The organism is Nitrospirillum bahiense (assembly GCF_007828025.1).
GTDB lineage: Bacteria > Pseudomonadota > Alphaproteobacteria > Azospirillales > Azospirillaceae > Nitrospirillum > Nitrospirillum amazonense.
Genome location: NZ_VITO01000040.1, coordinates 1 through 13,591, shown reverse-complemented (window position 1 = coordinate 13,591; position 13,591 = coordinate 1). Strand labels below are relative to the sequence as shown.

10 protein-coding genes and 1 pseudogene are annotated in these 13,591 nt (G+C 69.0%); 3 read left to right on the top strand and 8 right to left on the bottom strand.

The annotated features are described in order from the left end of the window. From FBZ88_RS29910 to FBZ88_RS29900, 3 genes and pseudogenes are all read left to right on the top strand, one after another. Positions 1 to 246: pseudogene (locus tag FBZ88_RS29910) on the top strand (autotransporter outer membrane beta-barrel domain-containing protein); the annotation flags it as partial. A 217-nt stretch (positions 247 to 463) separates the two neighbouring features. Beyond that, positions 464 to 811 (top strand): RidA family protein, encoded by a 348-nt coding sequence (locus tag FBZ88_RS29905; RefSeq protein WP_004272585.1) that lies wholly within the window; start codon positions 464 to 466, stop codon positions 809 to 811. A 122-nt stretch (positions 812 to 933) separates the two neighbouring features. Then, positions 934 to 2,274 (top strand): anti-phage deoxyguanosine triphosphatase, encoded by a 1,341-nt coding sequence (locus FBZ88_RS29900; RefSeq protein ID WP_145620637.1) that lies wholly within the window; start codon positions 934 to 936, stop codon positions 2,272 to 2,274. Between the two features lie 19 nt (positions 2,275 to 2,293). Here FBZ88_RS29900 and FBZ88_RS29895 read toward each other — a convergent pair whose 3' ends face one another. From FBZ88_RS29895 to FBZ88_RS29860, 8 genes are all read right to left on the bottom strand, one after another. Further along, entirely contained in the window at positions 2,294 to 3,475 is a 1,182-nt protein-coding gene (locus FBZ88_RS29895; protein ID WP_211102855.1) for a prohibitin family protein, read from the bottom strand. Continuing rightward, on the bottom strand, positions 3,472 to 3,669 hold the full coding sequence (locus tag FBZ88_RS29890) for a hypothetical protein (RefSeq protein ID WP_145620636.1): 198 nt from the start codon (positions 3,667 to 3,669) through the stop codon (positions 3,472 to 3,474). The genes FBZ88_RS29895 and FBZ88_RS29890 overlap by 4 nt, the downstream gene beginning before the upstream one ends. Positions 3,670 to 3,799: 130 nt before the next feature. After that, positions 3,800 to 4,411, bottom strand: coding sequence for a YcjF family protein (locus FBZ88_RS29885; protein WP_145620635.1), 612 nt, complete (start codon positions 4,409 to 4,411; stop codon positions 3,800 to 3,802). 144 nt (positions 4,412 to 4,555) lie between these two features. Then, positions 4,556 to 5,323, bottom strand: coding sequence for a thioesterase II family protein (locus FBZ88_RS29880; protein ID WP_145620634.1), 768 nt, complete (start codon positions 5,321 to 5,323; stop codon positions 4,556 to 4,558). Next, the gene (locus tag FBZ88_RS29875) at positions 5,320 to 7,032 is read right to left on the bottom strand and encodes a cyclic peptide export ABC transporter (RefSeq protein WP_145620633.1); all 1,713 of its coding nucleotides are present in this window, start codon (positions 7,030 to 7,032) and stop codon (positions 5,320 to 5,322) included. The genes FBZ88_RS29880 and FBZ88_RS29875 overlap by 4 nt, the downstream gene beginning before the upstream one ends. Then, positions 7,029 to 8,693: a cyclic peptide export ABC transporter gene (locus tag FBZ88_RS29870; protein ID WP_145620632.1), complete on the bottom strand. Its 1,665-nt coding sequence runs from the start codon at positions 8,691 to 8,693 to the stop codon at positions 7,029 to 7,031. Before FBZ88_RS29870 ends, FBZ88_RS29875 begins: the two co-directional genes overlap by 4 nt. Then, on the bottom strand, positions 8,690 to 9,691 hold the full coding sequence (locus tag FBZ88_RS29865) for a TauD/TfdA family dioxygenase (RefSeq protein ID WP_145620631.1): 1,002 nt from the start codon (positions 9,689 to 9,691) through the stop codon (positions 8,690 to 8,692). Before FBZ88_RS29865 ends, FBZ88_RS29870 begins: the two co-directional genes overlap by 4 nt. A gap of 49 nt (positions 9,692 to 9,740) precedes the next feature. Further along, a partial coding sequence (locus tag FBZ88_RS29860) for a non-ribosomal peptide synthetase (protein WP_145620629.1) occupies positions 9,741 to 13,591 on the bottom strand: 3,851 nt, incomplete at its 5' end.

The following is a 13,591-nucleotide window of genomic DNA, read 5'->3' as shown; positions in this document are numbered from 1 at the left end:
CTGCCGGACCTGCGTCTGGCCTGGGTGCACGACTATCTGAACGGCCCGATCGCCACCACCAGCGTCCTGGCCGGCACCAGTTTCGTCAGCAGCATTGGCCGCACCGCCGCCGACGGCCTGGGCATCGGCGTGGGGGCTACCCTGGACCAGGGCGATGGCTTCAAACTGCGGCTGGAATACTCTGGCGAGCTGCGCCGCGATTACCAGAGCCACGCCGGGGTTCTGCGCGCCACCTTCGACTTCTGAGGGGGCGATTCCACCGGTTCCCTGCCAAGTCCCGCCAGCCGCCAGCGGCGGGGCAGGGGGCCGCCGGCCGGATGTGTGGACGGGCTTAATCCCGCTAGCCCGCACCATACGTCCGGCCGGGTCTGGCCGGTCCGCGACGGTTCTCCACCAGGGCCATGTGCGGCTATAACCTCTCCGCGGGCCTGGATGGCGCGCATGCAAGAGGGGAGCTTTTCGAATGATCGAACGCATCGGCAAGGCGCAACGCTGGAGCGACGCCGTGGCCGTGAACGGCCTGGTGTTTCTGGCCGGCCATGTCGCGGATAAGACGCGCGGCCAGTCCGTCGCGGCGCAGACCGAGGAGGTGCTGGCCCAGATGGACGAGACCCTAGCCAAGGCCGGCATCACCAAAGCCAACCTGGTCAGCGTCACCATCTACCTCGCCGACATGGCCGGCTTCGACGAGATGAATTCGGTTTGGGACCGCTGGGTGGATTCCGACAATCCGCCAGCCCGGGCGACGGTCGAATCACGCCTGGCCTATCCCGATTTCGCCATCGAGATGACCGCCATCGCGGCGCGGTAATTTCCATGGGCGCCGGCCGGGACGGCCAAGGATTAGCTGCGGCATTTCCCGGCCGCGCCCGCTACACTCCCGCCCGATTTGGCCCGCCCGATATGGGTCGGCGGCGGCGGTAGAGGGTGCCTATGGTGTGGGATGAACGGCGGGACGATCGGCGGGGGCAGACCAGCGACACGCGCCAGCCGGCGGATATCGACTACGCCCGGGTCATCCACTCGGCCAGCTTCCGGCGGCTGCAGGGCAAGACCCAGATCCTGAATTTGGGCGACAGCGACTTCTACCGCACTCGCCTGACCCACTCGCTGGAGGTGGCGCAGATCGCCGGCGGCATCGTGCGCCAGTTCCAGCACCAGTTCACTGATCACCCCGCCCATCCGCATCTGCCGGATATCGCCCGCATCCAGGCCATCGGCTGCACCCACGATCTGGGCCACCCGCCCTTCGGCCATGGCGGGGAGGTGGCGCTGAACTACTGCATGCGCGACCACGGCGGTTTCGAAGGCAACGGCCAGACGCTGCGCGTCCTATCCCGGCTGGAGAAGTTCCCCGAGGGGGCCGGCGCCAACCTGACGCGCCGCACCCTTCTGGGTGTGCTGAAATACCCCGTGGCCTACCGTGAGGCCGCCAATCCCGCGGTGCGGCCAAGTCTGGACGCCAGGGCCACCACCATCTGCATCATTGACCGCAAGGCGTCCAAGCCGCCCAAATGCTTTATGGACAGCGAGGCGGATGTGGTCGATTGGATCCTGGCGCCCCTGAGCCCGGCTGACCGGGACGCCTTCCGCGCCTATGTCCGCCAGGACGGCAGGCATCACAAGCCCCTGCACAAATCCTTCGACTGCAGCATCATGGACCTGGCCGACGACATCGGTTTCGGCGTGCATGATCTGGAAGACGCGCTGGCCCTGCGGCTGATGGGGCGGGATGACTTCACCACCCGCGTGCCCCGCGAACGGTGCGCCGCCTTCCTGGACACGCTGCGCGGCCCTTATGCCGAGGAATTCGGCGGCGATGCCTACGCGGCCTTCGTCGACAGGCTGTTCGGGGAGGAGGACCAGCGCAAGCTGTTCATCGGCCGCATGGTCCACTACCTGATCGCCAGCTGCCATATCGACACGCGGGAGGCCTTTCAGGAACCGCTGATCCGCTATCGCGCCGCCATGGATGATCGCGCGCGGGGCTTCCTGGACGCGCTGAAGCAGGCGGTGATGGACATCGTCATTCTGAGCCCTGCCGTGCAGCAGCTGGAGTTCAAGGGCCAGAAGATGGTGGTGTCGGTGTTCGAGGCCATGGCGTCCGAGCCCGCGAACTTCCTGCCGCGCGAGGTCTATGCCCGCTATCGGCAGGAAGGGGACAGCCCGCGGGTCATCTGCGACCACATTTCCGGCATGACCGACAGCTTCCTGATGAAAACCTACGACCGGCTTTTCAGCCCGCACATGGGTTCCGTCTTCGACCAGTTGTGAGGGGGCCCGGGGGCAGACGTCAGCGCTGCGGCGGATCCGCCACCGGCCCTGTCGGTTCATTGGGAAGGGGCGGAGCCTCCGCAGGGGTTGTGGGGGCGTTGGTCGGTCCCGGCGCCGCTTCGCGTGCCACCGTCGGTTCCGGCCGCTTGGCGGCCGGGGCAGCGCCGGGAGCGGGCTTGGCCGCCTCGGCCCGAGGCGCGGGGGCGCGGCCATGTTCCTCCGCGGCCGGCTTGGGCGCCTCCTGCGGGTGGGCGTCGTCGCCCGTGTTCAGGATGACGGGCAGGCCGTCGCGGCCGCCGATGATGATGGTCTTGGCGTTGGGGGAAGTGGCAAAGGCGCTGGTCGCCTCGATGCCGCGCAGGCGCAAGTATTCCGGGGTGATGGTATTGGCCACCGTCGCCTGGAAGTCGCGGATGCCCTCGGCCTCGATGCGCTTGCGGTCGCGTTCCTTGGCCTCGCGCGCCAGGCGGAAGTCGTACTCCTGCATAATCTGCTGCTGTTCGGCCTTGCGCTCGATGGCGGCGCGCACGCTGTCCGGCAGGGTGACGCTGGAGATCAGGATGTCCTCCACCCGCACCAGGGCCGGGCCGTGGCCGCTGGCCATCTGTTCCTCCAGCGTCAGGGTATCGGGCGCGGTCTCCCGCGTGGGCAGGGGGAATTCCTCGCGGTCCCGCTTCAGCAGATAGGCTTGAATCTCCGCACGGTTCAGGGAGTAGAACTCCTCCGGGCTGTGCTGCGAGACGAATTCGTAGAGCAGCGAGGCGATCTTGGGCCGCACCAGCGTGTCGGCGTAGTCGGGACCCGCCAGCTTGTGCACCAGGCCGGCGGCGTGGGGATTGATGCGGAAGCGCACCGACATCTCCACCTCCATGGTCAGGCCATTGGCCGCCACGGCGGGATAGGTGCGCGTCAGGGTCTGCAGCCGGCTGTCGTAGATGTAGATCTGGTCCCAAGGGGCGATGACGTGCGTCCCTTCCTCCAGCACATGGTCGGTGACGGTGCCGTTGCCGAAGCGATGCCACAGCACGCCGACGGATCCGGCGGGCACGGCGACGACCACCGCCGGGGCGAGCGCCAGGGCGGCCAGCAGCAACAGCAGACCCGCGGCATAGAGCGACAGGCTGTTGGCGTCAGCCCAGCGTTTCAGCCGCTGACGTAAGGAATGCGGGGCGGGCTTGGCCCCGGGTTCGGCCATGGTCATCGTTCGGTCGGCGTCCGCAGCTGGTCACGCACCCGCGAACTCTGTCGGCCCACCGCCTGGATCAGGAAGTTCAGCAGGGGCGTCAGGATCAAGGCCAGCAGGAAATGGCCCATGAAGCCGATGGTGGTGTTGCGGCCCATGACACCACAGAGGATGCATGCCAGCAGGTAGATGACGATGACGGTCAAGGGCATGAGGTGCGCATTCCCGTGCGAGTGGGCCCGTGCAAGTGGGCCCGTGCGAGTGGGCCCGTGCAAGTGGTGGGCCTTGGAATGGGATGGCTGACGCCGGCCCCATTCCAAGGGTACCACAATTCAAACGCGATCAGGCGACCGCCGCAGCCGCCTGCGCCGACTTTCCACGCACCTCGTTGAACTTCTCCTTGAAGAAGTCCGTGACCTTGGCCGGGTCAAAGGTGAGGAAGGTGCCGCCGGAGGCGAAGTGCTGCGCGAACACCTTGCCCAGGGCGTAGGTGAAGGCCGCGTTGAAGGCCGGCTGGGTCAGCAGGCCCAGGACCGGGCCAACCAGCGGGATGGCCTTCAGCGTGTGGCGGAAGGCGAAGGAGCCCAGCAGGCTGCCGCCCAGCGTCGCCGGGGCGACGGTGGCCAGCAGGGTGCCGATGGCGGCCTTGCCGATGTCGCCGCGGAAATCCACGCTGTAGTGCTTGGCCAGTTCGCGCAGCAGGTTCAGCTGCACGCCGGCCAGCACCGCGTCATCCAGCAGCACGACCGGGATGACGGCCGAGCCGGCCGCCAACAGGACGTGGGTGCGGATGATGTGGCGGACGGCAACGTCATCCGCCACCGCCACGGCCGCGTGGGTCGTGTCGGCGGCGACCGCGTCGGCCGGGGCTTCCGTGGTGGTGGCCGTGGGGGACACGGCCTCGGGGCCGGCCGCCGCGGCCTCTTCTGGGGTTATTTCTTTCTTCGTGACCATGATCTCACGCTCCAAAGAAGACGTTGAGGGGGGACCGGTCCGGACCACGGGTCCGGCTTGTTCCATCCCGGAAGGGACGGCCCGATGTGACTGGCCGCCGGCAAGGGCCGGCAGCCCGACGATATGGGCTAACCAATAACGGGCTCATGACAGCGGTTCCCCGGTTGAGGAAGCCGCCAATGCGTTCTTTAAAAATAGACTGTGAATAAGGCGGACGTAATCGTCGGGATTTTCCTGAATGAAAAAATGACCTCCTTTCATCGTTTGCCGTTGGAAGCTGTGGGCCTGGACCGTTTCCCAGGCCGCGACCTCATCCACGGTGACAGTCGTGTCGGCGTCGCCGGCCAGGGCCACCAGATCCAGGGGCAGGGGGGCGGGGGCGGCCACCCGATAGCTGTCGGACAAAGTAAAGTCCGCCCGCAGCAGGGGACGCATCAGGTCCATCAGGTCCCGGTCCGCCAGCACTTCGGGCGGTGTGCCGCCCAGGTGCCGCAGTTCCTGATCCAGGCCGGCGTCGTCCAGCTCCCACACCGGCGGGCGGTTGGGGGGCAGGTGGGGCGCCCGGCGGCCGGAGACCACCAGGCCCAGGGGCGGCCGTCCCTCGCGCGTCAAGGCCTCGGCCACCGCGTGGGCGATGGCGGCGCCCAGGGAATGGCCGGCCAGGACCAGGGGGCGCCGGGGCAGTGCCTTCAGCGTCGCCACGATGGGCGGCACCACCTGGTCCATGCGGGTGGCGGCCGGTTCCTGCCAGCGGCCGGGCCGGCCGGGCAGCAGCACGCCCCAGACGTCCAGGCCCGGCGGCACGCCCTTGGCCAGAAAATTCAGCGCGTTCAAGCCGCCGCCGCCATAGGGGAAGGCGACGATGGTACCAATAGGGTTCGTGCCCCGGATCAAGGGGTGCAGCCAACTCATGCCTGGGCCTCCGTCGGTTCGGCCGGGCCGGGTTCAAGCGGCAGGGGATGCACCAGGCGCAGGCGCCCTTCGGACATTTGATAGACGCGGTCGGCCAGGTCGAACCAGCGCTCGTCATGGGTGACGCAGATGACCACCTTGCCCTGCGCCTTCAATTCCGGCAGCAGCTGCTCGTAAAAGACCGCGCGGAAGTGGGGGTCCTGGTCGGCCGCCCATTCGTCCAGCACGATGACCGGCTTGTCCTCCAGTTGCGCCAGCACCAGGGCCAGGCGTTTGCGCTGCCCGGTGGACAGACGGACGGTGGTGAAGGCGCCGTCGGCCACGGCCACCTTGTCCTGCATCTCCAGCCGGGTCAGCAACCCCTGCACCCGCGCCGGATCCGGCGACGCCACGCCGTAGAGCCGGCGCGACAGGTGATAGTCGGAGAAGATGGCCGAGATCCGGTCGCGATAGTCCTGCAAAGCCGCTGCCGGCACGGGCGCGCCATTGACCAGCAGCGTGCCGTGGTCCAGCGGCATGAGGCCGGTCAGCAGGCGCAGCATGGTGGATTTGCCGGAGCCGTTGCCGCCGGTGATGAAGGTGACCTCGCCGCCGTGGAACTCCGCCGTCAGCGGCCCCACGGCGAAGCTGGGCGTGCCGTCATCGTTGCGATAGGCGAAGCCGGCCTCGGCCAGGGCGATGGACCGGGGTGCTGGCAGTGCCGCCACGCCATCGGCCGGTCCCTCATCCAGGGGCGCGCGACCGGCCGGCACGGGGGCGTCGGCGGTGACGGCCCAGCGGCCGGCGGCCTCGGCCAGCTGCCGCTCCATGGCCTCGATATTACTCAGAGCCCGTTCGGCCATGGACACCATGGGCGTCACGAAGGACACGGTGCTAATGGGCCCCACGATGAACAGGGCGGCCGTCGTCACCGGCACCACCACCTTGTAATATTCCGCCGACACCAGGGGGACGACGAAGACCATCAGGCCGATCAGGGCGTAGAACATGGCCTCGATCAGCGAGAAATTGCGCACCCACTGGGTCTTGGTCTCGACGTTCACCCGCCGCGCGCGGGATGACGCCGCCCCCACCGCCCCCACCAGGGCATCGGCCCGGCGGCGGCTCATGCGCGCTTCCTTGAAGCCCTGGGTCAGGTCGGTCAGCCCGTCGAAGACGTCGGCCTCCGCCTGGCCGGAGTCCGCCAGCATTTCCTTGAACGAGCGGGTGCGGCGATAGCGGATGGAGACCGCCAGGCCGGCGAAGGCGAAGGCCAGCACGCAGGCCAGGGGTGACAGATAGGCCAGGTAATAGGCCAGGAACACCAGCATCACCGCCTGCTGCGCGCCCACCGCCAGGATGGGCAGCACGCGGGCCAGGATCTGGGTGTCCTGGATCAGCACGCCGTGCAGGGCGGCGCGGCCGATGCGCTCCACCGTCACCAGGTCGGCCTGGCGCACGGCGTCGAACACCCGCATGCGGAAGGTGTGAATCAGCCGTTCGGCATCGCGCGACGCCGTCACCAGGATGGCGTTGTGCGACACACAGAACAGGGTGATGGTCACCGCGTACATCAACACCAGGCGCGCATCGACCTTGTCCGCCTCCTGGCTGGCCGCCGCCACCAGGCCCAAGAGGGCGGTGGTGGCGATGGCCGACACCAGGTTCATGAAGGTCAGCATCTTCAGGTTTTGCGGGATCTCCCGCAGGACGACCTTGGCCAGTCTCATGCCGGCACCCCCCGCCCATGCCAGGCGGTATCCAGCGGGACCTCGCGCAGGCGGCCCTCCTCCATGTGCAGGCGCCGGTCAGCCACGTCGAAATACTGGTCGTCGTGGGTCACGGCGATCAGGGTCAGGCCCCGTTCCTTCAGGGCCGGCACCACCTCACGGTAGAATTTGCGGCGGAAGTGGGGGTCCTGGTCGGCCGCCCATTCGTCCAGGATCAGCACGGGCTTGTGCTCCAGCAATGCCGCCACCAGCCCCAGGCGTTTGCGCTGGCCGGCGGACAGGTCGCGGCGGGCGAAACGGTCGCCGTCCACCCGCGTCACGCGCTGCATCTCCATCCAGCGCATCAGTTCATCCACCTCGGCCGTATCCAGCGCCGGCACGCCGTAGAGGCGCGCGAACAGGTGGAAGTCGGCGAAGACGGTGGCCATTTGCTCCCGATAGGGATCCAGCCGCTGCGGCCCGATGGCGAGGTCGTCCACCATCAGCCGGCCGCGCATGGGCTGGTACAGGCCGGTCAGCAGCTTGATGAAGGTGGACTTGCCGGAGCCGTTGCCGCCGGTGATGAACACCACCTCGCCCCGCCGCAGGGTCAGGTCGAAGGGGCCGACGGCGAAGGCCGGCTCGCCCGCCGGGGCGGGGAAGGTGAACTCCACCCCATCCAGGCGGATCTCGCGGAAATCGGCCGGCAGGTCCAGGAAGGGCGCGTCCTGTCCCGGTTCGGCCAGGGCCGCCAAATCCTTTTCCAGATTCAGCATGCGGCCGGCGGCACCATCGGCCGCGGTCATGACAGCCAAGGATTGCATCAGGCCAAAGATGGGCGTGGACAGGAAAATCACCGCTGCCGCGACCTTCACCATCTGCTGTGAAAAGCTGCTGGAATAGTGGGGCAGTACGAAGACCAGGATGCCCAGCATCAGGTTGAAGACCATCTCGCCGAAGATGAACTGCTGCCAGGTGTGCATGTGCACGCGGCCGCGCTGGGCCATGGTGCGGTCTGAGGTGGTGACGAAGATGCGGTTGAGGTCGTCGCTGCGGGCACTGCTCAAGCGCTGCTCCTTGAAGCCGTCGAACAGGTCCGACACGCTTTCGAACAGCGCCTCCTCCTCCGCCATCAGCAGGACCTGCTGTTCCTCCAACGCCCTGCTTAGCCGGACATAGAACCAGGCACCGCCGACCAGCACGGCGGAGATGACGAAGAAGGCCAGCGGCGACAACACTGCCATGTAGACCAGCACCGCGATGACCGAGAGGACGGAGCGCAGCGTGATGGCCATGAACTCCGAGTTCTGGGAGATCAACTGCCCCGCCTGGGTCACGCTTTCGAACAGGCGGGCCTGGCCGAACCGCTCCAGCTTCAGCAGGTCGGACCGGCGCACTTGGTCCACCAGGCGCATGCGCACCGTGTCGACCACCTCTTCCAAATAGGCGGCCATCTGGGTGACCATCCAGCCCTCCGTCGCCATGTAGGCGGCAAGGCTGGCCAGGAAGGCGCCGGCCAGGACGAAATTGACGCCCGCCCGCTGCTGCTCCGCGATTTCGGAGGCGGCGGCGTTGACGATGACCAGGATCAGGGTGCTGGACAATGCCGATCCCGCCGCCGCCAACAACAGGCGCCGGATGCGGGCGGGACCGATAAGCTTGATCAGGCGGAGAAGGTTCACGCGGCCCGTCCTACGCTGGGGGCGTCCGCGCCGCCATAGGCGGACAGCGGAACGTCATCGTCGACGCGGATGCGCCAGACGTGGCGCTCATGGTCAGCGAAGGCGGTGCGGCCGTGCAAGGCCATGTGATTGTTCACAAAGTGGATGCTGTCCGCCGGCATGGAGATCTGCAGCAGGGCCTCGGGCCGCCGCGCCTCCGCCAGCAGCAGGTCCAGCGCCCGGCGCACGTCCGGCGTGTCGGCAGCGGGGTGCAGGGCCAGCCCCTTCATCAGCGTGTCGGCGCGGAAGCGGATGCCGGGCCGCTCGGCGAAGATGGTGGCGAAGGTCACCTCCACCGTGTCCGTCCCGCCGTTGGCGGTGAAGACGCCGGGGATGCGGAAGGGCAGCACCTTGCGCGACAGCAGGTCGATGGCCCAGCGCCCCTCTTCGGTCGCAGACAGCGATCGCTTCAGGCACTGCAGGTCGCGCACCAGGGAGATGCCGCCGCCGCAAGCCGCTGGGCGGATGTAGTATAGCATCATGTACCGCTCCGGCCGGGCGAAGTACTGTGTGTCGGTGTGCAGGTCGGCCTCGTCGGCATGCTCGGAAAAGGTGGTGGCCGCCTTCTGCTGTCGCACCTTCACGTCCCAGATGACGCGGCGGTTCACCTGGTCCGTCGCCGTCGGGCGGCCCATGCAGGCGGCCAGCGCGAACAGCACCTGGGCCCGCTCCTCCAGCTCCAGGTGCGCTAAGCCGGCCTGGCGCACGGCGATGCCGCTGTAGTTGGTCTCCAGGATATGGCACAGCGCCTCGGCCGTGGCGGCCAGGGTGGGGCTGGCCGCGGTGAGGGCGGCGCGCAGCTCCACGGGTGCGGTGGGCGGCACCAGCCGCTCGATCCGGATGTCGGGGCCGTAGAAATCCCGCAACGCCGCCTGCACGCACAGGCGTTCCCGCTCGGGCACGGGCGACAGGGCGAAGTCGCCGATGCGGAGGCCTAGGTCCTCAAGATGGGTCAACATGGCTCGTCACCGTCTTGGAAACAGGATGGGCTGAGGGGTTTGGGAAAGGTCAGTAGGCGTCACGGGCGGCCTCCATCATCGCGGCCAGGCCCTCGGCGGGCGGCCCGTCCGGCCAGCGGAAGCCCAGGCGGGTCAGCAAGGCCTGGGTCTTGGCGGTCGCCAGCTCGGTGCGGCGGTCGCGCTCATGCGGCGATTCCTGGCGATAGACGCCGAAGGTGGGCAGCAGCTCGGCCAGCGGTTTTTCCATCGCCGGGTCGGTCAGGGCGGCCTCGATCCGTTCCAGCAATTGGCTGTAGCTGCCGGTATCCAGGTGGCTGGCCATGCCGGGCGCGGCGCGCATGACCTGGGCCAGGAAGTCGCGGCGGGCGTGATCGACGTGATGGGTGTGGTGGGCCAGATCCGGCGCCTGCGCCAGGGTCACCACCGCCTCCGCCACCTTGTCGACATGGCATAGCCAGGCGTGCATGTCCTCGGGTACGAAGCGCAGGCGGGTCAGCGCCGCCGTCAGGCGGAAGAAGGCGTTCTGGCGGATGTTGCGCTGAAGGGCGCCCCCTTCCGCCGCGAAGACGACGTTGCCCACGCGATGGATGCTGGCGTTGGCGATCTCGCCCCGCGCCGCCACCACCAGATGCTCCGCTTCCTGTTTGCTGCGGACGTAGTAGTTATCGTCCAGCGTCGCGTGGTGTTCGTCATACTCGGTGTACAGGCGGTAGCCATCGTCGGGCGATCGGCCGCACACCGACAGGGTGGAGATGAAGTGCATGTCGGCTGCGCGGCCCGTTCGCCGGCCGCGCTCAACCGCCAGGTCCAGCAGGTGGCGGGTGGCCTGGACATTGTCGGCGTGACTGTCGCTGTAGTGGCCGTAGTGGTTCACATTGGCCGCGCAGTGCAGGATGGCGTCGGTCTCGACGGCCAAGGCGTCGTGCCGGCCTTCGGCCAGGCCCAGATCGGGTGCACGCAGGTTGCCCGCCCAGGCCCGGATGCGGCCGGACGCCAGCAGATCCATTGCCGCGCTGTCGCCGAAGTAATGACGCAGCACTTCGGAGAGCCGCCCTTGCGCCTCCGCGTCGTCGCGGCCGCGGACCAGGGCGGTGACGCGCCGCGCCGGATCCGCCGCCAAATGGCGCAGCAGGTAGGCGCCAAGATAGCCAGTGGCCCCCGTCAGCAGAACATGGCCATAGGGGCGCGTCGTCGCCGGGAGCGAGGCCGCTAGGGGCTCATAGCGCTGGTGATAGGCGGCCAGCAGGGGCTCCAACGTGGCTTCGCGTGCCGCCTCGAACGCGGCCTCGCGGGCCTTGAAGGTTTGCCAATGCGCGCGGGCGCCGGCGATCAGGCCGGTCAGCTGGTCCGCCTGCGGATGACAGCGCCGGGCGAAGTCCTCCAGCCGGGGGTTTTCGTATAGGTCGTTGACCGTGCAGGCGAATTCCCGGCGCACGCGGTTGACCATGGCTGTGGCGCGCAGGCTATCGCCGCCCAGCTGGAAGAAGTCATCCTCCCGTCGCAGGCCGCCCACCTTCAGCACGGCGGACCAGATGGCGGCCACGCGTTCTTCCACCGGCCCTTGGGGCGGGGTGCCGGCGCGGTGATCGCCGTCCGTGGACTGCCGCAGTCGGTACTCATCGATGCGGGCGCGAAGGCTGGCCTGGTCGACCTTGCCGGCCAGGGTGGTGGGGATGCTTTCCACCGGGATGACGGCGGCCGGCAGCATGTAGCTGGGCAGGCGCTGGGCCAGCGCCTCGCGCCAGGCGGTGTTGTCCGGCAGGTTGGCGCCGGTGGCGAAGGCGTAGAGCGCCTGGTTGCCGGCGGCGTCCTTGTGCACCAGCACCACGGCCTGGCGCACGCCCGGCTGCGCCTCGATGGCGGCGGCGATCTCGCCCAGTTCCACCCGCTGGCCGCGCAGCTTGACCTGGCCGTCGGTGCGGCCCAACACCAGCAACTCACCCCCGGCCGTCCAGCGGCCCAGGTCGCCGGTGCGATAGCGCCGTCCATCAGGCGTGGTGGGGAAGGCGCGCTTGGTCAGGTCGGGCCGGTTGAGATAACCCTGGGCCAGGCTGGTGCCGGCCACCCAGATCTCGCCGATGGCGCCAGGAGGCACCTGGCGGCCCTGGGCGTCCAGGATCATGACGCGGACGTTGGGCAGGGGCCGGCCGGCCGTCAGGCGTGGCGCGTCCGGGTCTATGCGGCCGATGGTGGTGGCCGCCGTGTTTTCCGTGGGGCCGTAGCCGTTGTAGCAGGCCAGGCGGGCGGCATAGTGGCGGGCGTCGGCGGCGATGGGCGCCTCCCCCACCGTCATCAGGATGCGCAGGGGCGGCAGGGGGGCCCGCTCGAACAGGCGCAGGTAGGAGGGCGCCATGGTGGCGACGGTGATGCCCCGGCCGGCGATCAAGGCCGGCATCGCCGCGATGTCGTCCATCTCGGCCCTGGTCAGGGGCGACAGCGCGGCGCCCACCCCCCAGGCCATTACGACATCTGAGACCCACAGGTCGAAGGTGGGGGAGGCCAGCGTCAGCACGCGGTCCGCTGGCGTGATGCCGAACCGCTCGCCCATACCGACCGCCAGGTTCATCAGGCCGGCATGGGTGATGACCACGCCCTTGGGCGTGCCGGTGGAGCCGGAGGTGTAGAGGATGTAGGCGGGATCCGCGCCAACGTCCTCAGGCAGATCCTCGTCCATCGGGGTGCCGGCATCCCGCACTTCCTCGGGCCGCAGCAGGGGCAGGCCCAGGGCGGCCAGGGCGTCGGGCGGGGTATGGCCGTCCAGCGCCAGGATCATCTGCGCGCCGGCATCCTGGGCGATGAAGCCCAGCCGGTCGCCCGGCAGGTCGCTGGTCAGCGGCACATAAGCGCCGCCGGCCCGCCAGACCGCCAGCACCGCGGCCGGCAGGGCGGGGGAGCGGTCGGTCAGGATGCCCACGACCTGCCCCCGGCGCAGGCCCCGCCGGCGCAAGGTCGCGGCCAGGGCGCCGATCTCGGCATCCACCTCGGCATAGGTGCGCACGCCGGCGGCGGTGATGAGGGCGGAGGCCTCAGGCTGGGCCCGGGCCAGATCCTGGAACAAGCGGTCGAAGCGGGACGCGGGCGGAGCCAATTCGGGCCCGTGCTCCCACAGCGCCAATTGGGCGGCCTCATCCGGCAGCAGGGTGGGCAGGGGCTGGTCGGCAGCCCCTTGCGCCACATGGCGGGCCAGGGCGGCCAGCGACAGCGCCCATCTTTCCACGGTTTCGCGCTCATAAAGCGCAGCGTCCACCAACCATTGCAGTACCAGGCGGCCGTCGGCCAGGGCCTCGTGCGTCAGGGCCATGTCGTGCGCGGCGGCCAAGGGGCTCAGGCGATAGGTGGGGCGTTCCGGGATGGCGATGGTGGCCGTCGTCAGCGCCCAGTCCGCATCCCCGCCGTTGCCAACCGCCATGGGCGTCTCGCTGACCAGCAGATTGTACAGCGGATAGCGGCCCGGCTGGACCAGATCGGGGTATTGGCCCCGGAAGTCCGCCAGGATGCGGGCGGTGGGGTAGCGGGAGTGGGCGAGGCCCTCGGCCAGCGACTGCTGCACCCCGGCCAGAACCTCGGCCAGCGTGTCGCCCTCCGCCAGATGGCAGGCCAGGGGTAGCATGTTCAGGTAATACCCCACCACGCGGGCCTCATCCGCCGTCTCGCGGGTGGAGGCGGCGGTGCCCAGGGTGAAGTGGGCCCGGCCGGTGCGCCGCCGCACCTCGATGGCCATCAGGGCCAGCATCAGGGCATGCAGGCTGGCGCCCTGGCCCTGGGCGATGCGGCGCAGGCCAGCGGCGGTGTCGGCGTCCAGGCGCAGGCGCAGGCTGTGGCTGCCCTTCGCGGCCTGGCCGCTGCGGCCCAGCGGGCGCGGCGCGTCCAGCGGCCATTCATCGAAGGCGGCGTTGCCCT

What these genes read in the sequence shown, in the direction of transcription:
- FBZ88_RS29890 (WP_145620636.1), bottom strand. Translation starts at nt 3,669, where the DNA reads ATGCCCTTGACCGTCATCGTCATCTACCTGCTGGCATGCATCCTCTGT.
- FBZ88_RS29865 (WP_145620631.1), bottom strand. Translation starts at nt 9,691, where the DNA reads ATGTTGACCCATCTTGAGGACCTAGGCCTCCGCATCGGCGACTTCGCC.
- FBZ88_RS29895 (WP_211102855.1), bottom strand. Translation starts at nt 3,475, where the DNA reads ATGACCATGGCCGAACCCGGGGCCAAGCCCGCCCCGCATTCCTTACGT.
- FBZ88_RS29905 (WP_004272585.1), top strand. Translation starts at nt 464, where the DNA reads ATGATCGAACGCATCGGCAAGGCGCAACGCTGGAGCGACGCCGTGGCC.
- FBZ88_RS29875 (WP_145620633.1), bottom strand. Translation starts at nt 7,032, where the DNA reads ATGAGACTGGCCAAGGTCGTCCTGCGGGAGATCCCGCAAAACCTGAAG.
- FBZ88_RS29900 (WP_145620637.1), top strand. Translation starts at nt 934, where the DNA reads ATGGTGTGGGATGAACGGCGGGACGATCGGCGGGGGCAGACCAGCGAC.
- FBZ88_RS29885 (WP_145620635.1), bottom strand. Translation starts at nt 4,411, where the DNA reads ATGGTCACGAAGAAAGAAATAACCCCAGAAGAGGCCGCGGCGGCCGGC.
- FBZ88_RS29880 (WP_145620634.1), bottom strand. Translation starts at nt 5,323, where the DNA reads ATGAGTTGGCTGCACCCCTTGATCCGGGGCACGAACCCTATTGGTACC.